Below are 18,311 nucleotides of genomic sequence, written 5' to 3' on the forward strand. Positions count from 1 at the left end.
TCGCGAAGGCCGTCTAGCAGCTAAGCCCAATCGCCGTCGACCACGCCTTCGATGTGGCGGGGCAGGCGGCCGCGCGAGATGACCAGTGCGTCGATGCGCGCGCCTTCGCAATCCGCCATATAGCGGCCAAGCGCGAGGTTGGCGGCGCGCGCGACACGGCGCAGGCGCGCGGGCTCGAGCGCTGCGGAGGCGTCGGTTTCGTCGTCGCGCGCCTTGACCTCGACGAACACCAGCATCCGGCCGCGCCGCGCCACGATGTCGATCTCGCCCGCCGGTGTGCGGACGCGCTCACCAAGGATGCGGTAGCCTTTGACGCGCAGCCACAGCGCCGCGATGCGTTCGGCGCGGCGGCCGCGCCGTTCGGCCGCCTGTCGTTTCATGCGTTGTCGCGGAGTTCGAGCGCGCGGGCGTAAACCTGTTTGCGGGGGAGGTCGAGCGCGGCGCTCACTTCCGCCACGGCGGATTTCAGCGGCTGGGTTGCCATCGCGGCGGCGAGTGCCGCATCGAGCGTGTCGGCGTCCGCTGGCGCAGCCGGTTCGGGTGGGCCGACGACGATGACGATCTCGCCCTTGGGCGGCGCGTCCGCATAGCGCGCGGCGAGTTCGCCGAGCGTGCCCGTCACGGTTTCCTCGAAGGCTTTGGTAATCTCGCGCGCCACGGCGGCGGGGCGGTCGCCGAGGCCCTGCTTCAACGCCTCCAGCGACCGCGCCAGCCGATTGCCGGATTCGTAGAACACCAGCGTTGCATCCAGCCCCGCGAATTCCGCGATCGTGTCCGCCGACGCTTTGGCTTTCGCCGGAAGGAAGCCCGCGAACAGGAAGCGGTCGGTGGGAAGCCCCGCCAGCGTCAGCGCGGAAATGGCCGCGCACGGCCCCGGGATGGTGGTGACCGGGATGCCTTCAGCGCGTGCCTCCCGCACCAGCTTGAATCCGGGATCGGAAATCAGCGGCGTGCCCGCGTCGCTCACGAGTGCAACCGATTCATTTCGCATACGTTCCAGCAGGCGTGAGCGCACGCGGCTGTCACTATGGTCGTGGTAGGGTGCCATCGGGCGGTCGCTGCCGATGCGGGCGAGCAGTTTTGCTGTCACGCGTGTATCTTCAGCGGCGATTAAGCCTGCGGACCTCAACACGTCGGCCGCACGGAGCGTTATGTCGCCCAGGTTGCCGATGGGCGTCGCCACGATGTAAAGGCCGGGTTCAAGATTACCGGGTTCAGATTCTGGGGGTAAGGGTGCCATGGACATGTCGATTTACAGCATGGAGGGCCGCGGGCGATTTTGGAATCGCTGTTTTTCCGGCCTGAAGCGGACGGCGCTGCCGATGGTGGCGCTTGCCGCCGCTGCCTGTACGCAAACGGTCCAGAAAGCGCCGCAAGTGGAGGCGCCTCCCGCGCCTGTGCCGGTCGTGGAAGCGCCAAAGGAAATTCCGCAAAACCGCGTTGCTCTGCTGCTGCCGATGTCGGGAGGCACCGCGCGTGTCGGCCAATCGCTGGCGAACGCCGCGAACATGGCGCTGCTCGATGTGAAGAACACGAACATCAAGCTCACCGTCTATGATACCGCGCCCGGTGCCGCCGCTGCCGCCCGCCGCGCGGTTGCGGAGGGCAACAAGCTGTTCCTCGGGCCGCTGCTCGCGGCGGACGTCACCGCCGTGCGCGGCGTCGCCAAGGCGGCGGGCATTCCGATCATCTCCTATTCGAATGACGCGGAGGTCGCCGGAAACGGCGTTTATATCCTCGGCTTCCAGCCGGATCAGTCGATCGACCGCGTCGTGCGCTATGCGCGTTCGCAGGGTGTCGAACGCTTCGGCGCGCTTGTTCCCGTCGGCAACTATGGCCAGCGCGCGTCCGGCGCGATGCTGCGCGCGGTGCGCGACGCGGGCGGCAAGGTCACGGCGGTCGAAACCTACGAGCGTTCGCGCGCCAAGCTGCAGGCCGCCGTGCGCCGCCTCACCGATTATGAAGCGCGCGTCGCACGGGCGAGCCAGGGCGGCATCGTTCGCGCTGACGGCACCGTCGCGCCGGTGCAGGAACGCCTTGGGCCGGTGTCCTTCCAGGCACTGCTGATCGCGGACGGCAGCCAGATCGCGTCCGCGTTCCTTGGTCCGCTCACGCAGTACGGCGCCGGTCCGGGCAAGGTGCGCTACCTTGGGCCGGAACTCTGGAATGCCGAGCCCGGCATCCGCACCGTGCAGGGTCTGCACGGCGCGTGGTACGCGAGCGTGCCCGATACGCGCTTCACGCAGCTCGCCTCGCGCTACCGGGCGAAGTTCGGCGGTGCGCCGTCCCGGCTCGCCAGCCTGGGCTACGATTCGGTGCTGCTGGTGAATGCGATCGCGGATAGCTGGACGATCGGTTCCAGCTTCCCCGAAGGCCGCCTGCGCGATTCAGACGGGTTCGCGGGTGTCGATGGCATCTTCCGCTTCGGCGCGTCGGGCATTGCCGATCGCGGGCTCGAAGTGGGGCAGGTGGGCGCATCGGGCACCACCGTCGTCTCGCCCGCGCCGCGCACCTTCGCGAAGCGTCCGGGCGCCTGATCAGGCCATCAGCCGCGCGATCACCGCGTTCAGCAGCGGCTGACCCGCTTCGGTCAGTCGCAGGCGGTCATTCTCGCGCGCGACCAGCCCGAGCCGCGTGGTTTCGGCGAGACCCGCGGTGCTGATCCCCGTGTCGAGCGCGACGCCCGTCCGCGCGGCAAACGCCGTCTCGTCGATGCCTTCAAGCAGGCGCAGCCCCATCATCAGCGCTTCGTTGGCGCGCGTATTGGCTTCGAGGGGCGTTTCGCTCGCCACCGGCGTTTTCAGCCACGTCTCCGGCAGCCGTTCGCGGGTCGTCGCCATGCCGCCGCGCCGTCCGTGCGCGCCGGGGCCGACGCCAACGTAGTCGCCGTAGCGCCAATAGGTGAGGTTGTGGCGGCTCTCCGCGCCCGGCCGGGCGTGGTTCGAAACCTCATAGGCCGGAAGCCCCGCCGCCGCGGTCATCGCGCGCGTCATCTCGAACATGCCGAGCGAGGCGTCTTCCTCCGGCAGCGTCAGCCGCCCGAGCCGCGCGCGCGTCGCGAACGCCGTCCCCGGCTCGATGGTGAGCTGGTAGAGCGAAAGGTGTTCCGTGCCGAACGCCAGAGCACGCCTGAGTTCGGCTTCCCATTCCTCAGGCGTCTGGCCTTCGCGTGCGTAGATGAGATCGAAGCTCACGCGCGGAAAATGCCGCTGCGCCACATCGAGCGCGGCAAGCCCTTCCGCAAGGTCGTGCGCGCGCCCCAGCGCTTTCAGTGCCGTATCGTCAAGCGCCTGCAGCCCCAACGACACGCGGTTCACCCCCGCCGCGGCGAACCCCGCGAAGCGCCCGGCCTCGACGCTCGAAGGATTTGCTTCCAGCGTGATTTCGGCGTTGTCGAAACCCCACAGCCGGTCAGCCGCTGCGATGATCGCGCCAACGGTTTCGGGCGACATCAATGAAGGCGTGCCGCCCCCGAAGAACAGGCTTGAAAGCCGCCGCCCCGGCGTCAGGCGCGCCTCGTATTCCATGTCGGCGATCAGCGCGTCGCGCCACGCCGCCTCGTCGATGCGCTCGCGGACATGGCTGTTGAAGTCGCAGTACGGGCATTTGGAGACGCAGAACGGCCAGTGGACGTAAAGCGCGAGCGGATCCGCTACTGGAGACATGCCTCAACCAACTGCGCGAATGCGCGTGCGCGATGGCTCATCGCATGCTTCGCGTCCGGCGCCATCTCGCCGAAGCTGATGTCGTGCCCCTCGGGCACGAACATCGGGTCGTAGCCGAAGCCCTTGTCGCCGCGCGGCGGCCACACGAGCGTGCCGTGCACATGGCCCTCGAACGTTTCGACGTGTCCGTCCGGCCACGCCAGCGTCAGCGCGCAGGTGAAGTGCGCGGTGCGGTCCGCGGCATCGCCGAGCGCCTCGTGCACCTTGCGCATCGCGAGGCCGAAATCCTTCTCCGGCCCTGCCCAGCGCGCCGAATAAATGCCGGGATCGCCGCCGAGGGCGTGAACGCTGAGCCCCGAATCGTCGGAAAGCGCCGGAAGCCCCGAGGCGCGCGCGGCGGCGAGCGCCTTCAGCTCGGCATTGCCCCGGAACGTCGTCTCCGTTTCCTCCGGTTCGGGCAGGCCGGCATCTCCCGCCGACACCGGCTCGATGCCGAACGGTGCCAGCAGGTCGCGGATTTCCCGCACCTTGCCGGGGTTGTGGCTCGCCACGATCAGCGTGCCGGGAAGGAGCCTGCGCGCCACAGCCTAGCGCCCGGTCGCCTTCAGCTGTGCAGCGTAGATCTTGCTGCATCCGATGCGCGCGAGGCGCAGCATACGGAGCAGCGTCTCCTCGTCGAACGGGTCGCGCTCGGCGGTGCCCTGCACCTCGACGATGCCGCCCTTGTCGGTCATCACGAAGTTGGCGTCGGTCTCGGCGGCGGAATCCTCCGGGTAATCGAGGTCGAGCACGGCTGCACCTTCATAAACGCCGCAGCTGATCGCCGCGACCTGCGCGCGAATGGGGTCCACCGTCAGCAGGCCGTCCGCCATCAGCTTGTCGATGGCGATCCGTAGCGCCACCCAGGCGCCGGAAATGGCGGCAGTGCGTGTGCCGCCGTCCGCCTGCAGCACGTCGCAATCGACGGTGATCTGCCGCTCGCCGAGCGCCTTCAGGTCCACGATCGTGCGCAGCGAGCGGCCGATCAGGCGCTGGATTTCCTGCGTGCGCCCGGATTGCTTGCCCTTCGCCGCCTCGCGCGAGCCGCGCGTGTGCGTGGCGCGGGGGAGCATTCCGTACTCCGCCGTCACCCAGCCTTCGCCCTTGCCGCGCAGGAACGGCGGCACGCGCTCTTCCAGGCTCGCCGTCACCAGCACATGGGTGTCGCCGAACTTCACGAGGCAGGAACCTTCGGCGTGGCGCGAGAAGCCGGGGATCATTTCGATGGTGCGCATCTCGTCGGGCGCGCGGCCGGAAGGTCGCATGAAAACTCCTGTACGGGGGAATGGGTTCTGCCGCGCCGTGTACCGGCTCGCGGCACCGGGGTCCAGATCACTTGAGAGGGGCGCGGCGCCACCCTACATTGCGTCACGATGACGAGCGGTCCAACCATATCAGAGCTTTCCGACCGCGCGCGCGCCGTGTTTCGGCAGGTGGTCGAGGAATATATCGCCTCGGGCACGCCGGTCGGTTCGAAGACGCTCGCGACGCGCGCCGATAGCCTCGGCCTCTCGTCGGCCTCGATCCGCAGCGTTCTCCACGATCTGGAGCGCGTCGGCCTGCTCGGCAGCCCGCACACCTCGGCAGGCCGCGTGCCCACTGATTTCGGCCTGCGCCTGTTCGTCGACGGCATGATGCAGGCGAGCGAGGCGGGTGCGGAGGAGCGCGCCGCCATCGAAGCGGGCCTCAGCGCGCCGGACCGCGCTGTGGAGGATGTGCTTTCGCGCGCCACCGCCGTGCTTTCCGGCCTCTCGTCCTGCGCCGCCGTTGTCATGGTGCCGCGCACCGAGCGCGTGCTGCGGCAGGCGAGCTTCACGGCGCTGTCGCCGACGCGCATTCTCGCGATCCTCGTTGCCGACGATGGCACGGTTGAAAACCGCATCGTCGAACTGGAGTATCCGGTCTCGCCCGCGGCGCTCATCGAGGCGGGAAACTATCTCACCGCACGCCTCGCCGGCTCCACGCTCGCCGATGCGTCGACGCTGCTGAAGCTGGAGATTGAAACCGAACGCGCGCTCATCGATGCGGCGACGCGCGATCTTGTCGCGCGCGGCATTGCCAGCTGGTCTTCGGACGATGCCGATCGCGCCGTGCTCATCGTGCGCGGCCAGTCGCATCTGCTCGACGATGCGGCGGAGGCGGATCTGCAGCGCGTGCGTTCGCTTCTCGCGGATCTCGACGACAAGGTCGAAATGCTGCGCGTGCTCGATGACGCGCGCGAGGCGCGGGCGATGAAAATCTTCATCGGCTCGGAAAACAAGCTCTTCTCGCTCTCCGGTTCATCGGTTATCGCCGCGCCCTACAGCGGCGCCGAAGGCCGGATCGTCGGCGTCGTGGGCGTCATCGGCCCCACGCGCCTCAACTACGCACGTATCGTACCCATGGTGGATTATACCGCCCGAACACTCAGCAGGTTGATAGGATGACTGAAGACAACGAAAAGCTGACCCCCGAAGAGATCGCCGCCGCCGAACAGCCGGTGGAGACGCCGGAAGCCGATCCGCTCGCCCAGAAGGAGGCCGAGGTCGCCGATCTCAAGGACCGGCTGCTTCGCGCCGTCGCGGAATCGGAAAATGTCCGCCGCCGCCTCGAACGTGAAAAGGCGGATGCGGTCGCCTATGCCGTCACCGGCTTCGCGCGCGATCTGCTCGGCGTCGCCGACAATCTCCGCCGCGCGCTCGATGCCGCCGCGAAGGACGATGTCGTGGCGAGCCCGCTGCTTTCGGGTGTCGAGATCACCGAGAAGGAGCTGCTCAAGGCGTTCGAAAAGCACGGCATCGCGCGCGTTGAAAGCGTCGGTCAGAAGCTCGATCCGAACCGGCACCAGGCGATGCTCGAAGTCGTGCAGGACGGTGCGGAACCGGGCACGATCGTTGCCGAGCTGCAAACCGGTTATGTCCTCAAGGACCGCCTGCTGCGTCCTGCGATGGTCACTGTGGCAAAGGAAGGCTGATGGCTGAGCCCGATCCCATCTGCGGCGTGTGGCAGCTCGACCAGTGGGTCGAGTTTCGCGACGGCGATCCCTACGTCCTCGATGCGAGCGGGCGCATCTTCTACCATCCCGAAGGTCATGTGAGCGCGATCCTCACGCGGCAGACAGACGGCGATCCGCAGGTCATCGCCTATGCAGGCCGTTGGCGGCGTGAAGGCGACGACGTTCACCACGCCGTCGAGCACGCCACCGTCCAGCGCTGGGTCGGCACGACGCTCACGCGCCGCGTGGTGGAATTCGATCCCACGGGCGACGGTCGCCTGGTGCTCCGCACGCCCCCCGAAACCAGCCGGTCGGGCGCCGAATTTTTCCACGACATCATCTGGGTGCGCGCGGTCTGATTGCAGCGCTACGCCGCGCGAAAAATGATGGGGGCGGGCGCGAAGCCCGCCCCGCAAGACCTCAAATCCCGTCGAGACCCTTGCTGACGAGAATATTCACGGCAACGCGGCGGTTCTGCGCCTTGCCTTCCGGGGAATCGTTGCTCGCCGCCGGGTCGGCTTCCGCCATACCGGTCGGGGTCAGCATACGATACGGCTTCCAGCCGCAGGCCTGCTGCAGGAAATTCACGACCCGCGCGGCGCGCTTCTCGCTCAGAACCTGGTTATATTCCTCGCTTCCCGTGGAATCGGTGTAGCCGACGACAAGCAGCAGCGCGTTGTCCATCGCTTCGGCTTCGCTCGCGGCCGCGCAGAGATCGGTTTTCGCCTGGTCCGAAAGCACGGCCTTGCCGGTGTCGAAGTTCACGCTCATCGTGTTTTTCACATTATACTGATCGATATCCGCGACGCGGCCGCGAAGCGCCTCGGTTGCCGCTGTCTGTTCCGCAAAGCGCTGGTCCGTCGCGTTGTGGATCATCGATGCGGTCTTGAGATCCTTGTTCTTGAGGGCGATCTGGCTTGCCACCAGCGCCTCGCCCCATTGCACCGTCTTGATGGTGACGGGCAGGCCGTTCAGTAGCGCATCGGCGGCCAGCTTCTTGCTGTTCGCGCCAAGGAAGCCGCCGCTGGATTTCACCTTGGTCGCGTCACTGATGAACACTGTCTGCTTCGCGCCGCCCGGGGCGGTGACCAGCATCTTCTGGTCCTTGCGTGCCGAGATGAAGCCTTCGACGTCCGGCCCCGCGGGCATGCCGGAAAGGTCCGCCGGCGGATAGGCGTTCACGTCTATGGACGGGTCGGCCGCGCTCATATCCTGCGGCTGCGCATGCAAACTGGCCGGCACCATGCCGGAAAGCGCAAGCAGCAAGAACATTCTCGGACTTTTGGAAATGACGCTCATCGTGTTGCTCCTTCAAATTCGACCCAACCGACCGCGCGTGGGCGCGCGTGTCGTCCGATCTGCATCTTCCGCGACGCCGTATCCGGCTGCCGGAGTCCCCTCCCTGGCGCCGAACCCGAACGTCACGGATGCCTTGCGTGTTCGGATGCATCCTTCGGACACAACATTGTGGTTAACGCCAGTATTACGGAGACGTTTCGAGAGTCTCATGCGGCGAGCCGATGCCGCGCACGTGCAGAATCGCCCCCGGCGCCTCGAAGGCGCTGGAGACCGTTATCGTCGGAACGGCGTTTCTAATGCTGAATATTGGAGCCGTGGCGAGCGCGCACGCGAGCGCTAAGCAATCCTCCGCTCCCCGCGCTCCCCCCGGAACGGTAACAACGCGTCATAGGTCGCGAGCGGCGGGGTGCCCGGTATCTCGCCGCCCAGGCTTTTCACATAGGCGTCGCGGACGATTTCCGCCTGCTGCTCCAAACCGTAGTCGGAGAAGCCGAGGCCGGGCTTCAGGGGGAGGTAGTCGTAGCGCGCCAGCGGTCCGCGCCTCAGGATCAGGTTCACGCCCTGCTGATGCTGCCACACATGCGTCAGTTCGTGGACGATCAGGCCCTGCAGGAACAGTGAGGCGCGGCTGAAATCTTCGCGCCAGGAGGCGTTGTTGGGGTGGAACCAGATGTGCCCGTCGGGCGCCATCACCACCCATGCCGGTTGCAGCCACCACCACTTCGCCCGCCGGAGGGTGACGCGCGCCAGATCGATGGCGTTGCCGAAGGCGCGGCGTGCCATCATGCGCTCGCCTTCCGTCAGCGGTCTAATGATGTGAATGCTCTCCGGCCTTCATCTCGGGCGCTGTCGCGCTCATCGCGTGCGCGGAGACGGTTACGCGGCCCGCCTTTTCGAACACGAAGGTGAGCGGCACGCGCGAATCGGGCTTGGTTGCAGGAAGGCCGAATACCATCACGTGCATGCCGCCCGGCTTCAATTCGATCTTCTGGCCCGGATTGACCGGCAGTCCGACGAGCGGAACCATACGCATCACGCCGTTCTCGGCCTTGCTCGCGTGCAGTTCGAAGCGCGCGGGTTTCGGCCCCTCGACGGCAATCAGCCGATCCGCGAGCGGGCCGCCCGTGATCGTGGCGTACATCGCGGCAGGCCGGCCCGCGACGACGGGCAGGCGAATCCAGGCGTTGCTCACGGCCGGCGGGGTGGGGGGTGCTGCCAGCGCCCGGCCGCCGATCGCCGCCGCCACGAGCAGCAGCAGCGCGGTCACACACGCCGCGATTCCAAGGTTTCTGTCGATACGCGCCAAGATCTTGTATCCTTCGCCAGAGGCATCCACACTCCGCATGAACGCTTCATGCCACAGCTGGGGGCATTTGCGCCATGCGGCAGCACGTCCCCATTGCACAAGCAAAACGCATCGGCGGCGCGCATGCGCCCTTGTATGGCGCTGGCGCTGTTCCTACATCGCCCGCGTGGATCAACGACGCTGCGGCAAATATGCGCAGCGGCGAGATCAATCGTTTGTTCCTGCTTGGAATTTGAAAGAGGAAGCACGGGAGATATGGGCAAGGTAATCGGTATCGACCTTGGCACGACCAACAGCTGCGTTGCCGTGATGGAGGGCAGCAAGCCCAAGGTTATCGAGAATGCGGAAGGCGCGCGCACGACGCCGTCGATGGTCGCGTTCACAAAGGACGGCGAGCGACTCGTCGGCCAGCCGGCGAAGCGTCAGGCGGTGACGAACCCGGACAATACGGTGTTCGCTGTGAAGCGCCTGATCGGCCGCCGTTTCGACGATCCCGTCACCAAGAAGGACATCGCGCTCGTCCCCTATCACATCGTGAAGGGCGGCAACGGCGACGCGTGGGTGAAGGCCGGCGGTGAAGACTACAGCCCGTCGCAGATCTCCGCCTTCATCCTTCAGAAGATGAAGGAAACCGCCGAGTCCTATCTCGGCGAAACCGTCACGCAGGCCGTCATCACCGTTCCTGCCTACTTCAACGACGCGCAGCGCCAGGCGACCAAGGACGCGGGCAAGATCGCGGGTCTTGAAGTGCTGCGCATCATCAACGAGCCGACCGCGGCCGCGCTTGCCTACGGTCTTGAGAAGAACGACGGCAAGACCATCGCGGTCTACGACCTTGGTGGCGGCACGTTCGACGTGTCGATCCTCGAGATCGGCGACGGCGTGTTCGAGGTGAAGTCCACGAACGGCGACACGTTCCTCGGCGGTGAGGATTTCGACGCCAAGATCGTCGATTCGCTCGCCGAAGGCTTCAAGAAGGACGAAGGCATCGACCTTCGCTCCGACCGTCTTGCGCTGCAGCGCCTGAAGGAAGCTGCCGAGAAGGCGAAGATCGAGCTGTCGTCCGCGCAGGCGACGGAGGTGAACCTGCCGTTCATCACCGCCGACCAGAACGGCCCGAAGCACCTCGTGAAAACGATCACGCGCGCCGACCTTGAAAAGCTCGTGGGCGATCTCGTCGCCCGCACCATGGAGCCGTGCCGCAAGGCGCTGAAGGACGCCGGGCTCGACAAGGACAAGATCGACGAGGTCGTCCTCGTCGGCGGCATGACGCGCATGCCGCTCGTCCGCGAAGAGGTGAAGAGGTTCTTCGGCAAGGAACCGCACACGGGCGTCAACCCCGATGAGGTCGTTGCGATGGGCGCCGCCATTCAGGCGGGCGTGCTGCAGGGCGACGTCAAGGACGTGCTCCTGCTCGACGTGACACCGCTGTCGCTCGGCATCGAGACGCTGGGCGGCGTGTTCACGCGCATGATCGATCGCAACACGACGATCCCGACCAAGAAGAGCCAGGTCTACTCGACCGCCGAGGACAATCAGGGCGCGGTGACAATCCGTGTCTTCCAGGGCGAGCGCGAGATGGCGGCGGACAACAAGGCGCTCGGCCAGTTCGATCTGGTCGGCATCCCGCCGGCGCCGCGCGGTGTCCCGCAGATCGAGGTGACGTTCGATATCGACGCGAACGGCATCGTGAACGTGTCTGCAAAGGACAAGGGCACCGGCAAGGAGCAGCAGATCCGCATCCAGGCCTCGGGCGGTCTTTCGGACAACGACATCGAACAGATGGTCAAGGACGCCGAGAAGTTCGCCGACGAGGACAAGAAGCGCCGCGCGAAGGCCGAGGCCCGCAACCAGGCGGACAGCCTTGTCCACTCGACCGAGAAACAGCTTGCCGATCACGGCGACAAGGTGGATGCCGCCACGAAGGGCAGCATCGAAACCGCCGTCGCCGCGCTGAAGTCCGTGCTCGACAGCGACGATGTCGACGACATCAACGCCAAGACGCAGGCGCTCGCGCAGGAAGCGATGAAGCTCGGCGAAGCCATCTACAAGGCCGAGCAGTCGGCCGCGTCGGGCGAGGGCGAAGCACAGGCCTCCACGTCCTCCGGTGACGAAGACGTCGTCGACGCCGAGTTCTCGGAAGTCGACGAAGACAAGAAAGCGTAAAGTCAGGAACGGCGGTCATCCGGCAACGGGTGGCCGCCGTGCCAGCGGGGGCGATCCGGGCGTATGGTTGAAGCCGATTACTACGAACTCCTTGGTGTCGAGCGCACCGCTGACGGTGGCACGATCAAGTCCGCTTATCGGCGGCTCGCCATGCAGTACCACCCCGACAAGAACGGCGGCTGCACGGATGCCGAGGCGAAGTTCAAGGCGATCAACGAAGCCTATGATTGCCTGAAGGATGACCAGAAACGCGCCGCCTACGATCGCTACGGCAAGGCTGCGTTCCAGAACGGCGGCCCCGGCAACGGCGCGGGCGGTGCCGGCTTCGGCGACTTCGCCGACATTTTCGAAGGCATTTTCGGCGAGTTCATGGGGGGCGGGCGCCAGCGGCAGCGCAGCAGCGCGATGCGCGGCGCGGACCTGCGCTTCGATCTGAATCTCAGCCTTGAGGAAGCCTTCGCGGGCAACACCCGCACCATAGAAATCGATGTCGCCACAGCCTGCGAGCCGTGCAACGGCTCGGGCGCTGCACCGGGCGCGACGGCCAACACGTGCGGCACCTGCGGCGGCCACGGCAAGGTGCGCGTGCAGCAGGGCATGTTCCTGATGGAGCGCACCTGCCCGAACTGCCACGGCGCGGGGCGCGTCATTTCCGATCCCTGCAAGGAATGTCACGGCGCGGGCCGCGTCGACAAGCACAAGTCGCTCGACGTGCGCATCCCGGCGGGCGTCGACGACGGCACGCGCATCCGCCTTTCGGGCGAGGGCGAGGCGGGCGCGCGTGGCGGTCCCCCGGGCGATCTCTACATTTTCGTCCACCTCGAACCGCACGACATCTTCGAGCGCGACGGCACCAATCTTTATGTGAAGGTGCCCGTCCCGATGACGCTCGCCGCGCTCGGCGGCACGATCGAAGTGCCGTCGATCGATCGCGAGGCGGTGGAGCTGAAGATTCCGGCCGGCACGCAGAGCGGCAAGCAGTTTTCGCGGCGCGGCCAGGGTATGCCGCCGCTGAATTCTGGCGGACGCGGCGATCTTATCATCGAGGTCGAGGTGGAGACGCCGACGCGGATGTCGAAGCGACAGCGCGAGCTTCTGGAAGAGTTCCAGGCGCTGGAGCCCGAGGCGGCGAGCTGCCCGGAAAGCCACGGCTTCTTCGCGAAGATTCGTGCCAAATGGGATGAACTCACCGAATAGCCGCTATCGAGGAGAGGACCATGATCAAGGTTTACGGGTCGACACTGTCGCCGTTCGTTCGCAAGGTCGTCGTGGTTCTCGCCGAGAAGGGGCTCGATTACGAGGTGGTGCCCTCGGGCCTTCCGGCGCGTGATCCCGAGTTTCTCTCGATCTCGCCCTTCGGCAAAATGCCGGCGTTTCGCGACGGTGATTTCGCCATCTCCGATTCCTCCGCCATCGTTCACTACCTTGATGCGAAGTATCCCCAGCCGCGCCTCATCCCGCAATCGCCCGAGGATCTGGCGCGCGCGGTCTGGTACGATGAATTTGGGGACACCATCGTTGTCGCCTCCGCCGGGAAAGTGTTCTTCAACCGCGTCGTTGCCCCGCGTTTCCTGAAGCAGGCGGGCAGCGAGGACATGGTGCAGCAGGGCATTGCCGAACTGCCCCGCCTGTTCGACTATCTTGAGGGCGTCGTGCCCGAACCCGGCGGTTTCCTCGTCGGCGATGCGCTCAGCCTTGCCGATATCGCGGTGGCGAGCCCGTTCGTGAATCTGTCGCACTGCGCGCTCGATGTGGATTGTGCGAAGCATCCCCGGCTTGGCGCGTGGCTGCCCACGATTCTATCCCGGTCGTCTTTCGCAGCGGTCGTGGCGGAAGAGAAGGCGTTTCTCGCCGCCTAGACAGGGTGCCGCGACTTCGTCACAGTCCGCGCCATGTCGCTTGAAAGCAAGCTCGAGGCGTGGGTCGCCGCCGGTCTCATCGATGCCGATGCCGCCGCGCGTATCCGCGCCCACGAGGAAGCGAACGATCGCCCCTACGTGCTGTGGGCGATCGTGGGCCTCGGCCTGTTCGCGCTGGCGCTTGGCCTCGCGCTCATCGTTGCCGCGAATTGGGACGTTATTGCCGACTGGCTGAAGCTCAGCGTCCATATGGCGCTGACTGCCGCCGCTGCCGCCGCTGTCTGGATCGGGGCCGCGCGGGGCAATCGGTGGCTGAAGGAAGGCGCGCTGTTCCTGCTCGCCGCGCTCGTCCTCGCGGGGATCGCGCTCCATTCGCAGGTCTATCAGCTCACCGGCCCGATGTGGCAGGCGCTCGTGCCCTGGCTGGTGCTGATGACGCCCGCGATGCTGATCGCGGGGAGTACGCGGCTCGTGGCCTATGGCTGGGCGGGTATGCTGCTTTGGACGCTGGCATCGCTGGCGCTGGAAAACGAACACGCCGCCGGCCTGTGGTACTTTGCCCACGGCCTCGCGATTGCTGGCCCGGTCATTCTCATCGGTCTGTCGCTGCTGCCGTGGCGGAGCCGCCTCAGCTTCGCGGACGGGCTGCGCGAGGTCGGTATCCTCGTTTGGCTCGGCGGCGTCAGCTTCGCGCATTTCGTATGGGCGGGCACCGTGACCTCGTCCGAGGCTGGGGAGATGGCGGTGCGCCTGGTCGTGCCCGTCATCATCGCCGCAGGCGCAATGTTGGCCGGCCGGCGCTGGCGGATGATCCCGCAAACGATGCTGCTGCCGATCATTGCCGCGCCGATGGCGGCGCTGCTGCTGGCGACCGTGGTTCCCCATGCTGATGGCTGGCCCGCGCGACTCGTCGGCGCGCTCATCTATATGGCGATGTGGGGCCTTGTTGCCCGCGCCGCGATCGCATCGGGATGGCGCGCGCTCTTTGGCGTCGCCATCGCCGCGATCGGCATCCGCATCTTTATAATCTACTTTGAACTGTTCGGCTCGCTGGCGACGACCGGCGCCGGCCTCATCATCGGCGGTGTGCTGCTCATCGCGCTCGCGCTCGGCTGGCGGCGGGTGTTCGCACTCGTCGGGAGGAAACGGGCATGAAGCGCTGGCTCGCCCTTGCCCTGTTGCTCCCGCTCGTCGGTCTCGCGCTCAGCATCGCCGCGCGGGAGGCGGGTCTTTCGGGGGCGTCTGAATGGCGCATTCCGATCGCAGGCTTCGATCCGCGCGACCCCATTCGCGGTCGCTTTATCCAGTTCCGCTACGATTGGCGCGTGGCCGGCGATCCTGGGCTTTGCACGGGCGCAGCGTGCAGTCTCTGTCTTGCTGAAGAGACGGGAGAGATCGTGGCGACGATGGTGGCGCCGGGCACCGCCTGCCCCGCCTATATCGATGTAAACGGCAGCAACATCCGGTATTTCAGCGGCGCAGTAGGACAGGCACCGGACTTTTCCAGTCGCATCTTCGTTTCCGAAACGAGCGCGCCAAAACTTGAGGATATGCTGCGCCGGGAGCCGATGGTCGTCGTCGCCCGCCTCACCCGGCAGGGCCGCCTCGTCAACGATCGGCTGGAGCCGGCGAACTAAACCCGTTTGGAAATCGCGATCGCCGCCCGGCAACCGGCGCGGATCGCAGCGGAGAGCAGCGGATAGGCGGGGGCCTGCTCGGCCCCGTGCGCAATCGCCGTATCGCGATGTTCTCGCTCTTCCTCGGCGAACTCCTCGATGCGGGCTTTCAGCTCGGGATCGCTGTCGCCGAGCGCTTCCGCCTGCTCGGCGTAGTGGCGGTCTATCTCGGTCTCGATTGCGGCCGTGCAGGCCATCGCCGCGCGCGGACCCATCAGCGCGGTCGCTGCCCCCAGCGCGTAGCCTGCGACATGCCAGAAGGGCGCCAGCGCCGTCGGGCGCACGCCGCGTTCCACGACCATGCGGTTGAAGACGTCGAGGTGATGCTGTTCCTGCGCGCGCATCCGCGCGATCTCGGTGCTGTCAGGGTGGCGATTCCCCATCACCGCGAGTTGTCCCGCATAGATGCGCGCGGCGCCGTATTCGCCTGCCTGGTCGACGCGCAGCATCGCTGCCGTATCGGCCCCCCGGTCTCCCGGAAGCAGACGTTTCAGCGTTTCAGGATCAGCCACAATGCGACTCCCGCGATCAGACCGGAGAAAATGGCATTGTATCCGGCCATCGAAATGCCCGCCAGCGACCACGCGATCTGGTCGCACTGCACGACCGGCGTCGCCATCACGTTGGACAGGAAATCGCCCGAGCCGAGGTCGCTTGCGCTGCACGCCGTGGGGCCTTGCCACCAGCGCTGCTCGACGCCCGCGTGGAAAACGCCGATGCCCGCCGTGACGAGTTCGGCGAGCGCGGCGAGCACCAGCAGCGCGCGTTTGCCCATGCCCGGCACGAACAGCGCGAGGCTGGCGAGACTCAGCGCGATCGCGTGCGGCCAGCGCTGCCAGATGCACATCTCGCAGGGGTGCAGTCCGCCGATATGCTGGAAGGCGAAGGCGCCGCCGAGCAGCGCTGATGGCCCGAGCAGCAGCAGAAGGTGCGCGGGGCGCAGCCGGTCAACCATTGCTCGCCTTTCGTGCGACGAGACTTGCGCCCACGAGGGTGACGCCCTTCTTTTCAAGCTCGGCCGACCAGCGCTCGATCTCGCTGATGGTCGTGGAGACGGGGCGGGCGTAGCCGACCGCATAGCCGCGACGTTTCGCCGTGGCGACAAGGGCGTCGAGGTTGTTGCGGATGTTCGCCGGGGTCTCCGGCTCGTCGAGGAAGCGATCGTTGGTGGCCGAGGCGAGGCCGATGGCGCGCGCTTCCTTCTCGCCAACCGAGCGGCCGGAGGAGCGTGCATCCACGTAAAAGAGCTGCTTCGCCTTCACTGCATCGAGCACCGGGCGCATCGCGGCGGCATTCTCCGTAAAGGCGCTGCCCATCATGTTGGTTATGCCCATGGGCGCCTCGACGCGAGACAGCGCCCAGTTCAGCCGCCGCACGTTTTCGGCGGGCGCCTCGGCCGTCAGCAGCACGTTCTGGCCGGGATTGACGCGCGGATATGACTTCGGCTGCATCGGCACGGACAGCCACACTTCATGCCCGCCCGCCTTCGCGGCCTTGGCAAGGTCGCGCGAGGCGTCGGCATAGGGCGAGAAGGCGAGGCTCACGGCTGCAGGCAAGCGGTCGATCGCAGCCTTCGCGGCAGTCGCGTTCGGGCCAAGCTCGGTAAGCACGATGGCGACGATCGGTCCCGTCGGGATCGGCTCTGCCGGCATCGCGGGGCGAGTGGGCGGCGTGTCGCCTGCGGCAAGCCGCGCCTGGTCGATCTCGGGCTTGTCGACGTCGGTGACGGGCACCTGCGCGATGGGGGGACGAAGCGTGCCGGCACCAGCCGCATCCTTCGCTTTCACCTTGGCTTCCGGCGGCAGCGCGCGGCGCGGCACGTCGCTGGTCTGCGCGGCGGCATGGCTCGGTGCGAGCGGCCGAAGCAGCTCGACGAACACGGTCGCAAGGCCAATGAACAGCACGGCGCCGCCAAGCGCGAGCAGCAGTCCCCGGCCCCGACGCGGGGCGATGTCGTCGCTCAGCGGGACACCTCTGCGGTCTGCACCGGCTGCGGACCCAACCGGCCGATGATCTTCATCGCGTAGTCGAGCTGGTAGTCTTTCACGCCCGCCTTTTCGAGTTCGGCGGCGGTCCGCGTGAAACGCGGGTTTTGCTTGTCGTCTTCCTCGATGATCTTGTTGTCCTTCACCGCGTCGTTGCGCAGGTGCTGGCGGAGGTCCGCCTCGCGGATCACGCGGCGTTCCTTGTAATCGGCGTCCGAAAGCTGCGGCACGGTGATGTCGGGCTCGATGCCCGCTTCCTGCACGGACCGGCCAGACGGCGTGTAGTAACGCGCGGTGGTGAGCCGGAGCGCCGTGTCCTGCGTCATCGGGATCAGCGTCTGCACCGATCCCTTGCCGAAGCTGCGCTGGCCGAGCACAAGCGCGCGGCGGTGGTCCTGCAGCGCCCCCGCGACGATCTCGGCGGCGGACGCCGAGCCTTCGTCGACGAGCACGACGACGGGCTTGCCCTTCGTATCGTCACCCTCGCGCGCGTAGTAGCGCTGCACGTCGCCCTTGCGGCGACCGCGCTGCGAGACGATTTCGCCGCGCTCCAGGAATGCGTCCGACACTTCGATCGCCTGATCGAGGAGACCGCCGGGGTTGGAGCGTAGGTCGACCACGAAGCCGAGCAGCTTGCCACCCGCCTGCTTTTCCATTGCCGTAATCGCCTGCCGCGTCGCTTCGCCGGTCTGCTTGTTGAAGGCGGAGATGCGCAGGATGCCGATGTTGTTCTTCACCTCGGACTTCACCGGCTTCAGCGAGATGATCTCGCGCTTCAGCGTCAGTTCCATCGGCTTCTGCTGGCCGGTGCGCACGACGCTGATCTTCACGGTGGTGCCCGGCACGCCCTTCATCTTGTCGACCGCATCGTCGAGCGACAGGCCGTAGATGAGCTCGCCGTCGATGTGCGTGATGTAGTCACCTGCCTTGATGCCCGCACGCGCGGCGGGGGTGTCGTCGGTCGGCGCGATCACCTTCACGACGCCGTCTTCCTGGCTGACGGTAAGGCCAAGCCCGCCGTACTCGCCCTCGGTCTGCGTCCGCATCCGCTCGAAGTTGCGCATGTTGAGGAAGCTGGAATGCGGATCGAGGCTGGAAAGCATCCCGTTGATCGCGCCCTCGATCAGCTTCTCATCAGTTACTTCGTCTACATATTCGGCGCGCACACGCTCGAACACGTCCATCAGCTGGTCAAGCTGCCGATAGGTGCTGGCCGGGTTCGCCGCCTGCACGGCGGTTGTCGATGGAATGAGCGCGATCGCCACGGCGGGGATCAGCGTGTGCAAAAGCTTACGAGACATCACTTCTTCCTTGTCGTGACCGGCCCTTATCGTGACCGACG

22 protein-coding genes are annotated in these 18,311 nt (G+C 66.5%); 10 read left to right on the forward strand and 12 right to left on the reverse strand.

Features of this window, described 5'->3' with window-relative positions:
* Nucleotides 1–20 precede the first annotated feature (20 nt).
* Both DFR51_RS02455 and rsmI read right to left on the reverse strand, forming a co-directional pair.
* Nucleotides 21–380 (reverse strand): YraN family protein, encoded by a 360-nt coding sequence (locus DFR51_RS02455; protein WP_121047457.1) that lies wholly within the window; start codon nucleotides 378–380, stop codon nucleotides 21–23.
* On the reverse strand, nucleotides 377–1,240 hold the full coding sequence (gene rsmI, locus DFR51_RS02460; RefSeq protein ID WP_121047458.1) for a 16S rRNA (cytidine(1402)-2'-O)-methyltransferase: 864 nt from the start codon (nucleotides 1,238–1,240) through the stop codon (nucleotides 377–379). The genes DFR51_RS02455 and rsmI overlap by 4 nt, the downstream gene beginning before the upstream one ends.
* Nucleotides 1,241–1,244: 4 nt before the next feature.
* Between rsmI and DFR51_RS02465 the strand changes: the two genes are divergently transcribed.
* A complete protein-coding gene (locus DFR51_RS02465) occupies nucleotides 1,245–2,537 on the forward strand; it encodes a penicillin-binding protein activator (protein WP_243446530.1) in 1,293 nt (430 codons plus the stop codon).
* Here DFR51_RS02465 and hemW read toward each other — a convergent pair whose 3' ends face one another.
* Genes hemW through rph form a run of 3 tightly spaced genes read right to left on the reverse strand, consistent with a single transcriptional unit; the run spans nucleotide 2,538 to nucleotide 4,969 of the window.
* A complete protein-coding gene (hemW, locus tag DFR51_RS02470; protein ID WP_121047459.1) occupies nucleotides 2,538–3,665 on the reverse strand; it encodes a radical SAM family heme chaperone HemW in 1,128 nt (375 codons plus the stop codon). It lies immediately after the preceding gene.
* Complete coding sequence (gene rdgB, locus DFR51_RS02475) at nucleotides 3,653–4,249, reverse strand: RdgB/HAM1 family non-canonical purine NTP pyrophosphatase (RefSeq protein ID WP_121047460.1); 597 nt, start codon at nucleotides 4,247–4,249, stop codon at nucleotides 3,653–3,655. Before rdgB ends, hemW begins: the two co-directional genes overlap by 13 nt.
* 3 nt (nucleotides 4,250–4,252) lie before the next feature.
* Nucleotides 4,253–4,969: a ribonuclease PH gene (gene rph, locus DFR51_RS02480; protein ID WP_121047461.1), complete on the reverse strand. Its 717-nt coding sequence runs from the start codon at nucleotides 4,967–4,969 to the stop codon at nucleotides 4,253–4,255.
* A 108-nt stretch (nucleotides 4,970–5,077) separates the two neighbouring features.
* On the opposite strand from rph, the gene hrcA reads away from it, so the two are divergent.
* From hrcA to DFR51_RS02495, 3 genes are read left to right on the forward strand one after another with little or no spacing between them, the layout of a single operon-like run.
* On the forward strand, nucleotides 5,078–6,130 hold the full coding sequence (gene hrcA, locus DFR51_RS02485; RefSeq protein ID WP_121047462.1) for a heat-inducible transcriptional repressor HrcA: 1,053 nt from the start codon (nucleotides 5,078–5,080) through the stop codon (nucleotides 6,128–6,130).
* The gene (grpE, locus tag DFR51_RS02490; RefSeq protein ID WP_121047463.1) at nucleotides 6,127–6,657 is read left to right on the forward strand and encodes a nucleotide exchange factor GrpE; all 531 of its coding nucleotides are present in this window, start codon (nucleotides 6,127–6,129) and stop codon (nucleotides 6,655–6,657) included. Before hrcA ends, grpE begins: the two co-directional genes overlap by 4 nt.
* Entirely contained in the window at nucleotides 6,657–7,037 is a 381-nt protein-coding gene (locus DFR51_RS02495) for a lipocalin-like domain-containing protein (protein WP_121047464.1), read from the forward strand. The genes grpE and DFR51_RS02495 overlap by 1 nt, the downstream gene beginning before the upstream one ends.
* A 61-nt stretch (nucleotides 7,038–7,098) precedes the next feature.
* On the opposite strand, the gene DFR51_RS02500 is transcribed toward DFR51_RS02495, so the two are convergent.
* From DFR51_RS02500 to DFR51_RS02510, 3 genes are all read right to left on the reverse strand, one after another.
* Complete coding sequence (locus tag DFR51_RS02500) at nucleotides 7,099–7,977, reverse strand: OmpA family protein (protein WP_121047465.1); 879 nt, start codon at nucleotides 7,975–7,977, stop codon at nucleotides 7,099–7,101.
* Nucleotides 7,978–8,313: 336 nt separating this feature from the next.
* Nucleotides 8,314–8,760 (reverse strand): vgr related protein, encoded by a 447-nt coding sequence (locus DFR51_RS02505; RefSeq protein ID WP_243446531.1) that lies wholly within the window; start codon nucleotides 8,758–8,760, stop codon nucleotides 8,314–8,316.
* 25 nt (nucleotides 8,761–8,785) lie between these two features.
* Nucleotides 8,786–9,283 carry a copper chaperone PCu(A)C gene (locus tag DFR51_RS02510; RefSeq protein WP_160119118.1) on the reverse strand — a complete coding sequence of 166 codons (498 nt, stop codon included), beginning with the start codon at nucleotides 9,281–9,283 and terminating at the stop codon, nucleotides 8,786–8,788.
* Nucleotides 9,284–9,357: 74 nt separating this feature from the next.
* Here DFR51_RS02510 and DFR51_RS18915 point away from each other — a divergent pair, with 74 nt between their 5' ends.
* The 6 genes from DFR51_RS18915 to DFR51_RS02535 all read left to right on the forward strand — a co-directional run bounded on the left by DFR51_RS18915 (nucleotide 9,358) and on the right by DFR51_RS02535 (nucleotide 14,945).
* Nucleotides 9,358–9,519, forward strand: coding sequence for a hypothetical protein (locus tag DFR51_RS18915; protein WP_160119119.1), 162 nt, complete (start codon nucleotides 9,358–9,360; stop codon nucleotides 9,517–9,519).
* A 19-nt stretch (nucleotides 9,520–9,538) separates the two neighbouring features.
* On the forward strand, nucleotides 9,539–11,449 hold the full coding sequence (gene dnaK, locus DFR51_RS02515; protein ID WP_121047468.1) for a molecular chaperone DnaK: 1,911 nt from the start codon (nucleotides 9,539–9,541) through the stop codon (nucleotides 11,447–11,449).
* A 63-nt stretch (nucleotides 11,450–11,512) separates the two neighbouring features.
* Nucleotides 11,513–12,646: a molecular chaperone DnaJ gene (gene dnaJ / locus DFR51_RS02520; protein WP_121047469.1), complete on the forward strand. Its 1,134-nt coding sequence runs from the start codon at nucleotides 11,513–11,515 to the stop codon at nucleotides 12,644–12,646.
* Nucleotides 12,647–12,666: 20 nt separating this feature from the next.
* Nucleotides 12,667–13,308: a glutathione S-transferase family protein gene (locus DFR51_RS02525; protein ID WP_338068284.1), complete on the forward strand. Its 642-nt coding sequence runs from the start codon at nucleotides 12,667–12,669 to the stop codon at nucleotides 13,306–13,308.
* A 33-nt stretch (nucleotides 13,309–13,341) separates the two neighbouring features.
* Nucleotides 13,342–14,463 carry a DUF2157 domain-containing protein gene (locus tag DFR51_RS02530; RefSeq protein WP_121047470.1) on the forward strand — a complete coding sequence of 374 codons (1,122 nt, stop codon included), beginning with the start codon at nucleotides 13,342–13,344 and terminating at the stop codon, nucleotides 14,461–14,463.
* Nucleotides 14,460–14,945 carry a GDYXXLXY domain-containing protein gene (locus DFR51_RS02535; protein WP_121047471.1) on the forward strand — a complete coding sequence of 162 codons (486 nt, stop codon included), beginning with the start codon at nucleotides 14,460–14,462 and terminating at the stop codon, nucleotides 14,943–14,945. Before DFR51_RS02530 ends, DFR51_RS02535 begins: the two co-directional genes overlap by 4 nt.
* Here the strand turns inward: DFR51_RS02535 and DFR51_RS02540 are convergent.
* Genes DFR51_RS02540 through DFR51_RS02555 form a run of 4 tightly spaced genes read right to left on the reverse strand, consistent with a single transcriptional unit; the run spans nucleotide 14,942 to nucleotide 18,270 of the window.
* Nucleotides 14,942–15,433, reverse strand: a complete 492-nt coding sequence (locus DFR51_RS02540) for a demethoxyubiquinone hydroxylase family protein (protein WP_121049631.1) — start codon at nucleotides 15,431–15,433, stop codon at nucleotides 14,942–14,944. The genes DFR51_RS02535 and DFR51_RS02540 overlap by 4 nt on opposite strands.
* 41 nt (nucleotides 15,434–15,474) lie before the next feature.
* On the reverse strand, nucleotides 15,475–15,939 hold the full coding sequence (locus tag DFR51_RS02545) for a disulfide bond formation protein B (protein WP_121047472.1): 465 nt from the start codon (nucleotides 15,937–15,939) through the stop codon (nucleotides 15,475–15,477).
* Complete coding sequence (locus DFR51_RS02550) at nucleotides 15,932–16,888, reverse strand: divergent polysaccharide deacetylase family protein (protein ID WP_121047473.1); 957 nt, start codon at nucleotides 16,886–16,888, stop codon at nucleotides 15,932–15,934. The genes DFR51_RS02545 and DFR51_RS02550 overlap by 8 nt, the downstream gene beginning before the upstream one ends.
* 56 nt (nucleotides 16,889–16,944) lie before the next feature.
* Entirely contained in the window at nucleotides 16,945–18,270 is a 1,326-nt protein-coding gene (locus DFR51_RS02555) for a S41 family peptidase (protein ID WP_121047474.1), read from the reverse strand.
* Between the last annotated feature and the right edge of the window lie 41 nt (nucleotides 18,271–18,311).

It is taken from the genome of Sphingosinicella microcystinivorans (assembly GCF_003634215.1).
In the GTDB taxonomy this organism is placed as follows: domain Bacteria; phylum Pseudomonadota; class Alphaproteobacteria; order Sphingomonadales; family Sphingomonadaceae; genus Sphingosinicella; species Sphingosinicella microcystinivorans.